Raw genomic sequence first — 15,867 nt, 5'->3', positions numbered from 1 at the left:
ACACCTTCCCTTGTGGTTCGCTCAGAATAACAACATCGATAATTATTGTCAAACTAAAACCATTACAAAATTATGGAAAAAAATCGTAAAAGGTTTGGCCCGGATAGTTATTATCCGCAAGTCAAAAAAATTGTAAGATGTATGAAACTAACTGCACTACTGGTTATTATCGCCATCAGCCAGGCGCTGGCGATCAATTCCTACTCACAAGGAACACGGTTGTCGCTGAATATGAGTAACACCACCGTGAAAAACGTGTTGATGGAAATCGAACAAAACAGCGAATTTTTCTTTTTGTACAGCAATGAGTTGATTGATGTCAACCGCAGAGTGAGCATTAATCTTTCGGATAAAAAGGTAAGCGAAGTGCTGGACGAAGTTTTCCGCGGAACTAATGTAAAATACGACATCAAAGACCGGCAAATTATCCTCAGTCCGGCACAACAAGAAAATGTTGGCTCAGTTTATACCAGTCAACAACCCGTCTTGGTCCGTGGGTCGGTGTCCGATGAAAGTGGCAGTCCTATCCCCGGGGCAACCGTGATGCAAAAAGGCACTTCGAAGGGAACCATCACCGACTTTGACGGGAATTTCAGCATCGAAGTATCGGGAAGCAATCCAGTCCTGGTAATCTCTTTTGTTGGAATGAAGAGTGAAGAAGTTGGGTACACTGGTCAGCAAGCCATCAACGTAACCCTTAAAGCTGATGTTGTTGGCCTGGAAGAGGTTGTAGCCATCGGTTATGGAAGGAACTCGCGTAAAAACCTATCGAGCGCTGTTACCTCTGTAAAGTCAGACGATTTGAACAGGGGAGCTATTGCCGATGTTGGAACCTTGTTACAGGGTAAAGTACCCGGATTGAATATCTCATCCAGTGGAGACCCAACACGCGGAGCAACCATTATCATGCGCGGAGCATCAACCATTAACAGTTCGCAAAGCCCATTTTATGTGATTGATGGGGTTCCCGGCGCCGACATCTCACTGGTTGCCCCCGACGATATCGTTTCAGTTGATGTATTGAAAGATGCGGCAGCAACTTCAATCTATGGTAACCGCGCTGCGAATGGTGTGATCATGATTACCACCAGAAAAGGGAAAAAAGATCTGGAGCAAATTTCCTACAACGGTTATGTTGGCATCGAAAGTGTTTCAAATCAACTCGACATGATGGATGCCAATCAGTTGCGATCTTTCCTTGATAAAAACAACATGAATTTTGCTCCCGAAGATGATATGGGCGCGAATACCAACTGGCAAAAAGAAATCCAGCGCTCAGCGGCAATTTCAACCAGCCACAACCTGTCGTACAGCGGAGGCAATGAGCGTAGCAATTACATCGCCAGCATTACCTATATCGACAAACAGGGTATTTTGCTCAGCAGCAACCAAAACCGCATTGTTGCCCGCATGGCAATAGAACAACTGGCATTCAACGACAAGGTTAAATTCGGGCTGAGCGTGACAAACTCTAACATTAAAAACACAAAAGTACCTCAGCGAAACACAGCCTTATTGCAAGCGGCCAAGTACCTGCCGGTAACCAGCCCAAAAAATGAAGATGGTACTTATTTCGAAAACTTCAACCACTCGGGGTATTTTAACCCGCTGGCCATCATTGAGCAGGCTGATGACGATTCAAAAATCAATACCTTGCTGGGGAACTTCACAACCGAAATAACCCTGCCCTACGGATTTAAATACAACCTGAATGTGGCCTACCAGAGAAGTGCATCGCTAAATGGCGAATATTACAACAGCTATTATGCAACCAATTACAACAGTGCACAGTTTTATAATAATCCGGAACCTCCGGCAACGCATTCAATCATTAACTTTGGATCGAACGGACTTGCATCCAGAAGTTCTTATGAGAATACCAATATCATCCTCGAAAACTACCTGACCTGGGCCCGTGAGTTCGAAAAACACACGATCAACGCTGTCGTGGGATATTCCTGGCAGGACAACGTTTTCGGCGACGGTTTTACTTCATCGAACACGAATTTCCCTGTCGATGACGTGAGCTATAACAACTTAGCCTTAGGTAACTACGCTGCAGTAAATGGGTTCATTGTGAATTTTGGTGATGCTTACGCTTACCAGAAAACCCGCTTGATCTCCGATTTTGCCCGTTTAAACTATAGCTACGATAACAAATATATGTTGCAGGCTTCTATTCGCCGGGATGGCAGTTCGGTGTTCGGCGAAAACAACGAATGGGGATATTTCCCTTCGGTAGGATTAGCCTGGCGAATTGACCAGGAAGAATTTATGCAATCGCAAAGTCTCTTCAGCGACTTAAAACTACGCGGTAGTTTCGGGGTAACCGGAAACTCATCAGGCTTTAATGCTTATACTGCTCAGTTTATTGTTGGTCCGCTGGGTACTTATTACTCGCAAGGCAACCAAATCTTTGCCTACGGTCCGAACCAGGCAGCAAATCCTGATTTGGCCTGGGAAAAAACAGCCACCACCAACCTTGGTTTGGATTTTACGGTACTCAACGGGAAATTAAGTGGTTATGTTGAAGTGTACAACAAAAAAACCACAGACATGATCTATACCTACAATGTTAATACGGTATTGGTTCCAGCCGGGGTTATTACAGCCAACGGAGGCGAAATGTCGAACAAAGGGGTTGAAGTTAGTTTGAATGTAACTCCGGTGAAATCCCAGGATTTTACCTGGACCAGCAGCATCAACCTGGCCCACAATAAAAACGTGATTGAGAAACTGCAAAATGCATTGTTCACAGGTGGCGACTCCGTCCGGATTACACAACCCGACGGTGGCGGCCAAACCGGAAGTACCCTTCAGATTCTGAAAGAAGGAAAACCGATTGGTCAGTTCTTCACGCTGGAATATGCCGGCAAAAATTCGGAAGGGGTTTCGCAGTATGTTGCCGCCGACGGCAGTCTGACAACTAACCCTGCCATTGGCGTAGATTACCACTACATGGGAAGTCCGCAACCCAAACTGTTAATGGGTTGGACAAATGATTTCAAATACAAAAACTTCGATTTGAACATTTTCATTCGCGGGGTATTCGGAAATAAAGTTTTCAATGCAACCCGGGCCGATCTGTTCCGCCCCAGTACAGCCCACTCGGCAAACATTCTGGTGGATGTTGCCAACGAGTCTCCCCTAGATTTGAACTCTTACAAGTATTCATCCCGTTTCATCGAAAACGGAAGTTACATTCGTTTGGATAATGCGACCTTGGGATACAATTTCAGGAATCCCGGCAAATCAGTGAAGAACTTGCGTATTTATACATCTGTAAATAACCTCTTCACGATTACAAAATATAAAGGCATCGATCCGGAAGTAGAGCAAGGTGGCATTGCTCCCGGAGTTGATTCTAATAACTTCTATCCCAAAACCCGAACCGTCTTATTCGGCTTAAAAGCGACATTTTAAGTAAAATCGAAAAATTAGCAGACAATGAAAAATAAAATTAAATATTTCGTATTATCCGCTGTTGCCGGACTTCTTCTGGCTTCATGTCATGATATTGATGTTCCGATTACGACCCAAATGACCCCGGATGTCTTCCCCCAAAATGAAGAGCAATACGCACAAACCGCCGGCGCTGTTTATTCGGCATTCAGAGGAGAATATGCCCATTCATTTTTCTTTCTGAGCACCATCAGCACGGATGAGGGAATTCTTCCTGCCCGGGGAGGAAACTGGTACGATAACCAAGGTTATATGAAGATGCATTATCATAACTGGGACAAAGACCACGGAGCAACCAACTATCTTTGGTACATCACTGAAAAAGCAATTGGAGTGAATAACCAAGCCTATTACATTTTGAATAATGTTATGCCTGAAGGCGCCAATAAAAACAGGACGTTGGCAGAACTTAGAACCATGCGGGCAATTTCGTACTTTATCATGATGGATTTTTACGGTAATGTTCCGCTGGATACGGTGTACGGCGACTTTGAACCGCGTACCAACACCCCGCGTGCTCAGGTTTTCGAGTTCATCGAAAGTGAGCTAAAAAAAGCCATTCCCAACCTGAGTGAAGAAACCGGTGATGCTACTTATGGCCGCCCAACCAAATGGACAGCACAAGCCCTGCTGGCTAAAATGTATCTGAACGCCGAATACTACACCGGAACAGCTCGCTGGAACGATTGCATTGCGGCTGCCGATGCGGTCATCAACTCGGGAAAATTCGCTATCGAACCACGTTCTTCCTACCTGCAAATGTTCTATCCCGATAACGGACCGCAAATGAAAGAATTCATCTTTGCCGTTCCGTTCGACCCGTCGGCTGCGGCTTACCCCGGAACAAACGGACAGATGTACCGTGCCCGTTACGATGTGCCGCGTTCGCTTCAGGCTAAATTTGAATTGCCGTTCCGCCCAAGTGCACCAATGAGTACCCTGCCCGAATTCTACGCTATTTTTAGTGATCCGGGCGATATCCGAAACGACCAATGGCTAACCGGTCCGCAATATATGAATGATGGCGTTACGCCAATTATGGTAACGACCACCAAAAAAGGCTATGACCAATTCTATACCGGTGCCGATGGCGGTGAGCCTTACACCTACCATGTTACTTTGTCACCTGATATCACCTTGCGTCAGAACCCGGATCTGTTTGACTGCGGAAACGACGAAATTGCCTGGAACATGGGGTATCGGAACATCAAGTTCTACCCCGATGCTTCATCGACCAACCGGAACCAGAATAACGACGTTCCCTATCTCCGGTATTCCGATGTTATCCTGATGAAAGCAGAAGCGATCCTGCGCGGAGGTACGCCGACGCTGGGTCATACGGCCTTATCTTTGGTCAATATGGTACGTGAAAACCGTTCTACTTCGCCAGCCTGGACCACGGTAACGCTCGAAGATCTCTACAGCGAACGGGGCCGTGAGCTTGTGTATGAATGCTGGCGCCGGAACGATATGATCCGGTTCGGGAAATTTGAAGATAGCTGGGGTTTCAAAACCAACAACGAAACTTACCGTCGTATTTTACCCATCCCAACTGATGCGATGAAATTAAACTCACTGCTGGTACAAAATCCAGGATACAATTAATCTGCATCCTCAAACTAAAGGATAATTTAATGGAGAAGAAGGTTAAATCTTCTTCTCCATTTCTTTTTCAACCTCTTCTTCGAAAAAAACAAGAAACTATTTCGCTCAAACTAAACCGGCACCAAGCAAGAGCCATTCACCCGAATCACATAAACCGAGAAAAGATGAACCGAAGTCAATTCATAAAACTGGGAACAATTGGAACCATTAGCACTCTCCTACCCGGCTATGCCTGGGCCCAAAACGGAAATCAATCGGATGAAACAGACCAAGATCTGCTCGACCAGTTACTGGAAGCAAATGATTCGGAAGTTGAACTCATTTTATCCCGGAAATCAATTCCGATAGAAGCTAAACTTCCAGTCACAAGAACGTTGGCACGCAACCTAGCGGTTATGTCGGCCTCGTACACAAATGAGCAATCTGCTTATTACCAGGCAGCCGAAGTTTTGGCCTACCTGAAAGCAATCGTTTCCAAACTGCTTGCGGCCCAACACCCCAACGGAACCGTTGATGCCGGTGGAAACCGGCAGTCGCCTCCGGATACCGCTTTTTTGCTCGAATACCTTTGCCCGGTAATCCTGCTCCTGCGCAAAGCAACCATGGTCCCGCTTCTACCAATTTTGGAACAAACCGAAGCGTTTGTCAAAAAAGCAGGCGAAGCACTGTTAACCGGTGGCGTTCATACACCCAACCATCGCTGGGTAATTGCGGCAGCACTGGCCCGCTTGTACTACTTATATGGCGACAAGCGTTACCTGAACCGCGCAGACCAATGGCTGGCCGATAGCATTTATATCGATGCCGATGGGCAATTCCCCGAACGTAGCCGAATCTATTCACGGGTTGAAACCAGCGCCCTGCTAACCATTGCGCATTACCTGAACCGCCCCGGTTTACTGGAAATTGTCCGGAAAAACCTGGTTTCAACCTATTATCTGATGGAAGAAAGCGGCGAATTGGTTACCCTGGACTCGCGACGACAGGATCAATACATGAACATCTCCATGAGCATCTTCTATTTAGCTTACCGCTATCTGGCTATTTACCAGAACGATACTTCTTTGGCGGCCATCGCTCGCCAAATCGAACAGTTCACCGATTTCGACCGCCAGGTTCTGTCAAATTCGCTCATCCATTTCAACGAATTTGACCTGTTGTGCCAACAACTGCCTGCCCCGGAGAAGCTTTCCGAAAATTATACCCGTCTGTTTCCGCTGACCGGAATGGCCCGGTTGAAGCGGGGATCAACAACCGCAACCATCAACGCAAGCAACGATTTTCCGGTCGTCATTGCATCAGGACGCGCAACCAACCCGACTTTTTTCACGCTGCGCAAAGGCGAAGCCATTTTGGAATATGCACGGCTTTCAACCTCCTTCTTCAACACCGGTTATGTCAGAGGAAACGGACTGGAGGCAGACGGAAACCAGTTCCGAATCCGTGAACGCAAAGAAGCCGTTTATTACCAACCAATGCCGGCAGAATTACTCCACCCCGACGGCGATTACCCGCTGACCGAGTCGCTTGACGGACGCTACTGGAGCAAAATGGACTTTGAGAACCGGCCGGTCAGTAACCTACAGACGCTTGAGTCAACCATCAACGTTCGCGAAAATGAGGGTGAATTTGAACTGGATATTCAAATTGACGGAGAGCCCGGCACTGAAGTCACATTAGAACTTTGCTTTCGGGATAACGGACAACTTCAACAGGTGCTGAAATCGGAGAACGATTCCGAATTTTACCTCGAAACCGGTGAATATGCCACCTTCACATCAGGGACTGATACCATCCGGGTTGGGCCGGGCTTGTTTCAACATAACCGTACCGACCTCATCGACGGTGAAATGTACAGCACGCACCGGGGAACCGCCAAAGGAAAAGGCCTGCACCTTTACTTTACCGGCTTTACTCCCTTTCAACATACATTAAGCCTAAAATAAGCATGACGAAAAAAATCAAATACCTTTCCCGAATCCTGCTTGGAAGCTGCGTTGTATTGGGCAGTTGCCAAAGCACCACGCGAACAACCAGTCTGGTTGACTACGTGAACCCGATGATTGGAACAGCGCCATCAACAACCATCAGCGCGCTGAAACACGGCGAAGGAACCGAAAACAACGCGCAGGTGGTTCCCTTTGTCACCGTGCCTTTCGGCATGACCAACTGGACCCCGCAAACCCGAACCACCGAAACCAAATGCGTGGCACCGTATTACTACAGCGACTCGGTTATTTCCGGTTTTCGCGGCAGCCACTGGCTGAGCGGTTCCTGCGTGCAGGACTATGGCAGTGTCAGCATCATGCCGATTTCGGGTGAACTAAAATTTCAGACTGAAAACCGGGGCTCGGCCTACTCGCACGACAGCGAAAACGCAACACCATACTGCTATCAGGTTCATTTAAACGACTATGCCGTCGATGCCGAGATGACGACCACCAAACGCTGCGGCTTGTTTCGATTTACCTTTGAACGGGCAGGCGAATCGCATATCATCATCAATCCCAACAGCGACGAGGCACAGGGATTTGTAAAAATCGATGCCTCGAACAACGAAATTTCGGGTTACAACCCGGTTCACCGCATCTACCAGGGTTGGGGCGAACCGGCCGGTTTCAGCGGGTACTTTGTTGCACGGTTTAGCCACGATTTCGAGAACTTCGGCGTTTTTACCGACAGCCTTCTGCAGGCAAACACCACTGAGCTGGTAAATTTACCGGAACTTGGCGCTTATGTCAGTTTTAATTTGAAAGCGAACGAAACCGTTTGGGTGCAAATTGGCACCTCGTTTACCAGCATCGATGAAGCCCGCAAAAATCTCGACGCTGAAACCAAGGGAATTGATTTTGAACAGGCCAAAGCCAACTTGAAAACAGACTGGGAAAAGCTGCTGGGCAAGGTTCGGGTTGAAGGTTCTGATGAAGAGGCAAAAGTAAAATTCTACACCGCTCTTTATCACAGTTTTTTACACCCGCGTACCTTTAACGATATTGATGGCAGCTATCCCGGTTTTGCCGGCGGTACACAAATCATGAACTCGGGCGACCGCGACTATTACTGCGACTTTTCGATGTGGGACACCTATCGGGCATCCCATCCGCTATTCAATCTGCTTGTGCCGAAAACCAATGCCGACATGATGTACAGTTTGTTGGATAAAGCCAAACAAGGCGGCTGGTTACCAATCTTTCCCTGCTGGAACAGCTACACCTCGGCTATGATCGGCGATCACGTGATTGCGGCAATTGGAGATGCTTATTCTAAAGGTATCATTGATTTGACCGAAGTGCAATACGAGTTACTGCTGAAAAATGCCTTTCAGTCGCCTGAAACCTTTGACGAATATAAGGAGGGAAAAGGTCGCCGGGCACTGGAATCGTATCTGGAGTACGGGTACATTCCTTTAGAGGACAGCGTGCAGGAATCTTTTCACAAAAAAGAACAGGTTTCACGAACTTTGGAATATGCATTCGATGACTTTGCATTAAGCCGGATTGCCGAGAAACGAGGCGATTCAGTCAACGCAGCAATTCTGAAAAATAGGGGCCTCAACTATAAAAATGTATATAGTCCGGCCGATTCGTGTATGCGTGGCCGATATGCGGACGGAACTTATACCGGTGATTTTAACAAATTTATTCGCCAATCCTACATCACCGAAGGAACACCTTACCAATACACCTGGTATGTTCCGCAAGATGTTGAAGGTTTGATGCAATTGATGGGCGGACAGGAAGGCTTCAACAAAAATCTCGATCATTTTCATGCATCGGGGCAGTACTGGCATGGTAATGAACCGGGACACCAGATTCCCTTTTTGTACAACTACTCGGGGCAGCCCTGGAAAACCCAGCAGCTTGTTGCAGAGATCATGAAGACCGAATATGGAGCTGATGCCGGAGGTTTAAGTGGTAATGACGATGCCGGGCAAATGTCGGCCTGGTATGTTTTTGCAGCACTCGGTTTTTATCCGGTTTGTCCGTCGGTTCCCGAATATGTGGTTTCCGGCCCCCACTTCGACAAAATCACGCTTCAATTGGAAAACGGGAATACCTTGACCATTAATGCGCCAGGTGCTTCGGAAGGGAAAAATTACATCCGGAAACTGGTCGTGAACGGAAAAGAAACGGACCGAAACTTCTTCAATCACTTCGACCTGATGCAAGGCGGCACCATCGATTTTGAAATGAGCGACCAGCCCGATACTACCTGGGGGGTCGCTTCCGAATCACGCCCTTATTCACTCGATAAAAATCAGTAAGCCGAAACCATAAAACCACGAAAAATAGAACCATGAAGAAATTACTTAACCTGGCTTTCGCAGCTGTTATCCTGTTCTCATTTTCAGCCTGCACCTCCCCAAAAGCCAACCCCGGCAGTTTATCACCCGAAGCGGCCTTAATTCAGCGTATCGTGCCGGAATATGCAGACCGGTTCGAAGTTGAAGTTGTCGCATCTGACTCGGCAGACTGGTTCGAGCTGGAATCGAAAGATGGCAAAATTCAGCTTCGCGGAAATAATGGCGTTTCTGTGGCATCAGCTTTTTATTACTACCTCACCGAATATTGCCATTGCCAAATTACCTGGAACGGCACCAACCTGAATCTGCCTTCGGAGCTTCCGGTAATTCCGGCAAAAGTTCGGAAAGACAGCCCTTACGAGTACCGCTACTACCTCAACTACTGCACCTTCAACTACAGCATGAGCTGGTGGGACTGGCCCCGCTGGGAAAAGGAAATTGACTGGATGGCACTGCACGGCATCAACATGCCGCTGGCCATTACCGGCGAGGAGTCGATTTGGGATGAAGTGTACCGCTCGTACGGTTTTACCGACGATGATTTGAACCCGTTTTTCTGCGGACCGGCCTATTTCGGTTGGTTCTGGATGGGCAACCTCGACGGCTGGGGCGGCCCGCTGCCCAAAAGCTGGAAAGACAATCAGCGTGCGCTTCAACAAAAAATTTTACAACGCGAACGCGAGCTGGGCATGAAACCCGTTTTGCCGGCTTTTACCGGTCACGTTCCGGCGTCATTCAAAAAATATTTTCCAAATGCTAAGTTGAAACAAACCAACTGGGGCAACGATTTCGACGACACTTACATTCTCGATGCCAACGACCCGCTGTTTGCCGAAATCGGTAAAAAGTTCCTCGAAGTGCAGCAACAGGTTTTCGGCACCGACCACCTGTATTCGGCCGACACCTTCAACGAAAACGAACCGCCCTCGAACGAACCGGCTTATCTGTCGGAATTAAGTGCGGAGGTTTTCGAAGGCATGAAGTCGGCTGACCCGGATGCAGTTTGGGTGATGCAAGGCTGGCTGTTTTACAGTCACCGCGATTTTTGGAAAGCCCCGCAAATCAAAGCGCTACTTGATACCATTCCCGACGACCGGATGATTATTCTCGACTTGGCCGCCGAAATTGAACCGGTTTGGAAACGCACCGAAGCGTTTTACGGCAAAGAATGGATTTGGAACATGTTGCACAATTTTGGCGGCAACGTCAGCCTCTTTGGCCGCATTGAGACAGTAGCCACGAAACCCGCACTGGCATTGAATGATTCCACTTCGGGACAGCTCAAAGGTATTGGTCTGACCATGGAGGCCATTGAGCAAACACCGGTGTTGTACGAATTAATGACCGACCATACCTGGCGCAATTCGCCAATTGACCTGCAGGAATGGCTTCCGCGCTACATCCGCAACCGTTACGGCGAGAGCAACGCCACTTTGGAACAAGCCTGGTCGGTACTTTGCCAGACGGTTTACAACGGCCAGACCATCCGCGACGGCACCGAATCGATTATTGTGGCGCGGCCAACTTTCGAAGGTTTCCGCCGCTGGGCACGCACCAAGCTAAATTACGCTCAGTCCGATTTGCTGCCTGCCTGGGAATTGCTGGTTCAGCAAGCCGACAGCTGCGCCAACTCCGACGGTTTTCGTTACGATTTGATTGATGTGACGCGGCAAGTACTGGCCAACTATGCCTTGCCAGTTCAGCAAGCCTTTGCAGAAGCCTGGCGAAACAACGACAAAGTTGCCTTTGCCAAATACAGCACGGAATTTTTGGAATTGATGGACGATATGGACCGATTGCTGGCAACACGCCGCGATTTCATGCTCGGGCCCTGGCTGGCCGATGCCCGTGCCTGCGGCCAAACGGAAGAAGAGAAAAACCTTTACGAGCAAAATGCCCGTGACCTGATTACCTTGTGGGGCGGCGCCAACAACCGGCTACACGAATACAGTTGCCGCCAATGGAACGGCCTCATCAGCGATTTTTACAAACCCCGCTGGGAACAGTTTTTTGCGGACGTGAACCAGAACTGGAAAGCTTTCGACCAATCCGGATTCGATAAAAAAATTGCCGACTGGGAGTGGAATTGGGTTTGCAGCCAAAAGCAATTTCCAACTGAAGCGAACGGCAACGAAATTCAGCTGGCGAAAGAACTGCATGCCAAATACCGCGACCGCATTGAGCCACTGACGAAACAAATGAAACCAATTCAATACGACTATTGATATGGAACAAACACGAACTGCAAAACCGGAGCGTTTCCTCTCGCTCGACGTCTTTCGCGGGCTAACCATTGCCCTGATGATTGTAGTGAACACACCCGGCACCGGGGCACCGTTGTACCCCTATCTGGTTCACGCTCATTGGTTCGGCTTCACCCTGGCCGACCTCGTGTTCCCGTCATTTCTGTTTGCAATGGGGAACGCGATGAGCTTTTCGATGCTGAAAATGCGCCAGATGCCCGCATCCGAGCTTTGGACAAAAATCATCAAACGAACCGTCATCATTTTTTTACTGGGCTACCTCATGTACTGGTTCCCCTTCTTCCATTTTGCCGACGACGGCTCATTCCTGTGGAAACCCATTGCCGAAACCCGCATCATGGGCGTGTTACAGCGAATCGCCTTGTGTTATTTCTTTGCCTCGGTCATGGTCCGCTACCTCTCCGAAAGAGCCATTATCATCACATCAGCATTGATACTCCTGGCATATTGGGCCATCCTTTATCTTTTCGGACAACCGGGTGCGGAGCTCGACATGGCCACCAATGCCGGCTCGCGTTTCGACCTGGCTATTCTCGGCATGGGGCACATTTATAAAAAAGATGCCATCCCCTTCGACCCCGAAGGAATACTAAGTACCCTGCCGGCAATCGTCAACGTACTGTGGGGCTACCTGGCCGGCGTTTTTATTCAGAAGAAAGGCAAAAGTTTCGAAGGACTGGCGTACCTGCTGATGACCGGATTTCTGCTGACTTCGCTGGCTTTGTGGTGGGACCTGATTTTCCCGATTTCGAAGAAACTCTGGACCAGCCCCTTCGTGCTGTACACCGTTGGCGTCGACCTGTCGATTATGGCCTTGTTGCTATTCGCCATCGAATTAAAAAAGGTAAAATTCGGCGTGAAGTTTTGCGATGTCTTCGGCAAGAATCCGCTTTTCATTTACCTCTTCTCCGAGCTGTTCTATGTCGTCCTTCGCATGACACCCGTCACTCCCAACCTGGACGCTTTTGAATGGGTCAGCGAGCGCATTTTCCAGGTCATCTTACCCGGCTCGTTCGGCGCATTGGCAACGGCCTTAGCTTACGTCGCGCTGTGTTGGGCGCTTGGCTGGTGGCTCGACAAACGCCGGATTTACATTAAAATTTAGTTTGAATGACAAGGAAAACGCCGCTTTGCTTCGGCAAGCTGCGAGTAATGCTTATTTTTCGAGTTCAAACTACATCTACTGATTTACAATGAAACAATTCAAACGAAAACTGAGAAACGGATTCTGTGTACTTCTCACATTCGGATTCTTAGCAACTACGCAGGCACAACAAGCGCCGAAAACCACCCGTTTCGATCTGGCATCGCCGGGGAAAATCACTTCAATTTACATGGACGATAAAGAGACAAAAGTGGTGCATATCGCCACTGACTTGCTAGCCAACGATATTCAAAACGTCTGCGGCCAAATGCCCAAAGTTGAAACCGGCCTGCCCAAAGGCAATTTACCGCTGATTGTAGCCGGAACCATCGGCAGCAGCGAGCTGATTGATAAGCTGGTTAACGAAAAGAAACTGGATGTATCGGCCATCGCCGGCCAGTGGGAAAGCTGGAGCATGCAGGTGCTCGACAAACCTTTTGCCGGAACCGGCAAGGTACTGGTCATCGCCGGCTCCGACCGCCGGGCAACAGCCTACGGTTTGCTGGAAATTTCGCGCCAAATGGGCATTTCGGCCTGGGAATGGTGGGCCGACGTTCAACCCGAAAAAAGGAAAAGCATCAGCCTGAATATCGAAGCTAAAACTTATGGTTCACCCTCGGTAAAATTCCGCGGGTTGTTTTTGAACGACGAAGACTGGGGGCTCCAGCCCTGGGCCGCCAAAACCTTCGAACCAGAAACCCGCGACATTGGACCGAAAACCTATGCCAAAATTTTTGAACTGATGCTTCGTCTCCGCGCCAATACCATTTGGCCGGCCATGCATGGTTGTACCAAGGCCTTTTACACCATCGACGGTAACGCCCAAGCGGCCGACGACTATGCCATTGTGGTTGGCACGTCGCACTGCGAACCCATGCTTTGCAACGTGAATGCCGAGTGGAAACACAACACGATGGGCGAATGGCGCTACGACAAAAACGAGCAAAATATTCGTCAAATGTTCGAAGACCGGGTAAAAAGCACTTCGAAATTCGATAATATTTATACCATCGGTATGCGCGGCGAACACGACTCGCCTATGAATGCAAAAGATTTGACCGAAGACGAACAAATGGCCCTGATTGAACGCGTGATTGCTGACCAGCGCTCCATTCTGCAGACCGAAACCGGCCAAGACCCGAAGACTGTTCCGCAAGCCTTCATTCCCTATAAAGAAGTGCTCGACTACTACCAGAAAGGCTTGAAAGTTCCCGAAGACGTGACCCTGATGTGGACCGACGACAACTACGGCTACATTCGCCAGTTCAGCACGCCCGAGGAGCAGAAGCGTCCCGGCGGTTCGGGCATTTATTACCACGCTTCGTACTGGGGCCGCCCGCACGATTACCTGTGGCTGAGCTCGACTGCTCCGGCGCTGATTTGGGAAGAAATGTACAAAGCCTACCAACTGAACGCCCGCGACATGTGGATTCTGAACTGCGGCGACATTAAACCGCTGGAATACCATATTGAGCTGTTTATGGACATGGCCTGGGACATGACGCGTTTCCCCTCAACCAACGAAGTTGGTGAACACCAGCAGCGATGGCTGGGCAAACTGTTTGGCGACAATAAAGCCGCCGAGCTGAACCACTTGATGACGTGTTATTACCAGCTTTGCTGGGAACGCCGCCCCGAGTTTATGGCCTGGAGCCAAACCGAACCTACCACCAAACCTGGTGCAACCGAACTGAACCAGATTTTATACGGTGACGAACTGACCAAACGTCTCAATGCTTGGGAAAGTCTTTCTAGCCAGGTTGAAAAGCTGAAAAGCGGCATTCCTGCCCGTTTGCAGGATGCGTTTTACCAACTGGTGTATTACCCGGTAACCGGCGCTTCGCTGATGAACCAAAAATGGTTGTACCACTACAAAAACGAACTGGCTGCCCGCCAGGGACGAAGCAGTGCTACCGATTTTGCAGCGCGCTCCGAAGCAGCTCTCAACCGGATAAAAGCCGAAACCGACTACTTCAACACCAAACTGCAAAACGGTAAATGGAAACACATGATGAGCATGAGCCCGCGCAACCTGCCGGTATTCTCGAAACCGGCCTATGCGTTGCCTCCTAAAACCGACAAACCGGAATTCGGCTTAGCCCTCGAAGGCTACGAAATGGAGGCCAACAAACTCATCGAAAATAACTATGCCGACGTATTGCCGCTGCTAAACAGCTACCTGAAAGACTCGGTTTACATCGATGTTTTTCTGAAAGGCGAAGGTGAACTGAGCTGGCAGGCCAAAGCCGAAGAGCCGTGGATTTTGCTTTCGGCCGACCACGGCCAGCTAAGCATGAAAGAAGGTGAAAAAGAGCAACGTATTTGGGTGAAAATTGACTGGTATAAAGTGCCGCAAGGAGTGAACTCCAAAGAGCCGCCGCTCGGCCACGACTACCAACTGATTCCGCCGGCATACAAAGTGAACAGCTCCATCGCTTTCTCAACAGCCGACACCACCATCAACATCGGCGTAACGACTTACAACCCGAAATTTGCCGAGTTGGAAAATTACCAAGGTTTTATTGAGGCCAACGGCTATGTTTCCATCAATGCTGAGAATTTCCAAAGCGAAAGCGGGAATGACGTTTCGTGGACGGTTTGGCCCGGTTTGGGCTACTCGGGAGCGGTGGTTGCAACCAGCGCATATCAGGCTGAATCGATAACCGACCCGGCAGCCATTAAAGCCAACAGCCCGGTGCTGGAATACGATTTCTACACCTTCAATTTCGGTGAAGCCGATGTACGGGTTCAGATTGTGCCAACCCACCCGTTGTACGAAGGAAAGGGTGTACGCTGCGCCGTTGCGATCGACGATGCCGAGCCGGTCATTATCGACTTCCAAACCTTTGGCCGCAGCAACGAGTGGAAGCAAAACGTGTTGAAAAACGCCGCCGTGAAATCAGCCAAGCAGCAAATTTCCGCTCCTGGCAAACACCACCTGAAGGTTTGGATGGTTGACCCCGGCGTGATGATTGACCAAATTTTAATCGACCTTGGCGGATGGAAAGGAAGCTATGCTTTTCCGCCCGAAACGATTAGGAAATAATTTATTGATGCATCCAAAATATGGAACGAAACACGGACTGCCC

The 15,867-nt window shown here is 49.0% G+C and carries 7 protein-coding genes; all 7 read left to right on the top strand.

Annotation, left to right across the window (positions count from 1 at the left end):
• Positions 1-141 precede the first annotated feature (141 nt).
• The 7 genes from N2K84_RS04800 to N2K84_RS04770 all read left to right on the top strand — a co-directional run bounded on the left by N2K84_RS04800 (position 142) and on the right by N2K84_RS04770 (position 15,824).
• Positions 142-3,423 carry a TonB-dependent receptor gene (locus tag N2K84_RS04800; RefSeq protein ID WP_282590644.1) on the top strand — a complete coding sequence of 1,094 codons (3,282 nt, stop codon included), beginning with the start codon at positions 142-144 and terminating at the stop codon, positions 3,421-3,423.
• 24 nt (positions 3,424-3,447) lie between these two features.
• Entirely contained in the window at positions 3,448-5,067 is a 1,620-nt protein-coding gene (locus N2K84_RS04795; protein ID WP_282590643.1) for a RagB/SusD family nutrient uptake outer membrane protein, read from the top strand.
• A 164-nt stretch (positions 5,068-5,231) separates the two neighbouring features.
• Positions 5,232-7,013: a hypothetical protein gene (locus tag N2K84_RS04790; protein ID WP_282590642.1), complete on the top strand. Its 1,782-nt coding sequence runs from the start codon at positions 5,232-5,234 to the stop codon at positions 7,011-7,013.
• Positions 7,014-7,015: 2 nt separating this feature from the next.
• Positions 7,016-9,331: a GH92 family glycosyl hydrolase gene (locus N2K84_RS04785; RefSeq protein ID WP_282590641.1), complete on the top strand. Its 2,316-nt coding sequence runs from the start codon at positions 7,016-7,018 to the stop codon at positions 9,329-9,331.
• A gap of 32 nt (positions 9,332-9,363) precedes the next feature.
• Positions 9,364-11,595 carry an alpha-N-acetylglucosaminidase gene (locus N2K84_RS04780; protein WP_282590640.1) on the top strand — a complete coding sequence of 744 codons (2,232 nt, stop codon included), beginning with the start codon at positions 9,364-9,366 and terminating at the stop codon, positions 11,593-11,595.
• A 1-nt stretch (position 11,596) separates the two neighbouring features.
• A complete protein-coding gene (locus tag N2K84_RS04775; RefSeq protein ID WP_282590639.1) occupies positions 11,597-12,739 on the top strand; it encodes an acyltransferase family protein in 1,143 nt (380 codons plus the stop codon).
• An 88-nt stretch (positions 12,740-12,827) separates the two neighbouring features.
• Positions 12,828-15,824 carry a glycosyl hydrolase 115 family protein gene (locus N2K84_RS04770; RefSeq protein WP_282590638.1) on the top strand — a complete coding sequence of 999 codons (2,997 nt, stop codon included), beginning with the start codon at positions 12,828-12,830 and terminating at the stop codon, positions 15,822-15,824.
• Positions 15,825-15,867 lie beyond the last annotated feature (43 nt).

The sequence above is a fragment of the Gaoshiqia sediminis genome (assembly GCF_025907915.1).
Classification (GTDB): Bacteria; Bacteroidota; Bacteroidia; order Bacteroidales; family Prolixibacteraceae; genus Gaoshiqia; species Gaoshiqia sediminis.
The sequence above is the reverse complement of the archived record's forward strand: the minus strand, read 5'-3'. Positions and strand labels throughout refer to the sequence as shown.

What these genes read in the sequence shown, in the direction of transcription:
- N2K84_RS04800 (WP_282590644.1), top strand. Translation starts at nt 142, where the DNA reads ATGAAACTAACTGCACTACTGGTTATTATCGCCATCAGCCAGGCGCTG.
- N2K84_RS04795 (WP_282590643.1), top strand. Translation starts at nt 3,448, where the DNA reads ATGAAAAATAAAATTAAATATTTCGTATTATCCGCTGTTGCCGGACTT.
- N2K84_RS04790 (WP_282590642.1), top strand. Translation starts at nt 5,232, where the DNA reads ATGAACCGAAGTCAATTCATAAAACTGGGAACAATTGGAACCATTAGC.
- N2K84_RS04785 (WP_282590641.1), top strand. Translation starts at nt 7,016, where the DNA reads ATGACGAAAAAAATCAAATACCTTTCCCGAATCCTGCTTGGAAGCTGC.
- N2K84_RS04780 (WP_282590640.1), top strand. Translation starts at nt 9,364, where the DNA reads ATGAAGAAATTACTTAACCTGGCTTTCGCAGCTGTTATCCTGTTCTCA.
- N2K84_RS04775 (WP_282590639.1), top strand. Translation starts at nt 11,597, where the DNA reads ATGGAACAAACACGAACTGCAAAACCGGAGCGTTTCCTCTCGCTCGAC.
- N2K84_RS04770 (WP_282590638.1), top strand. Translation starts at nt 12,828, where the DNA reads ATGAAACAATTCAAACGAAAACTGAGAAACGGATTCTGTGTACTTCTC.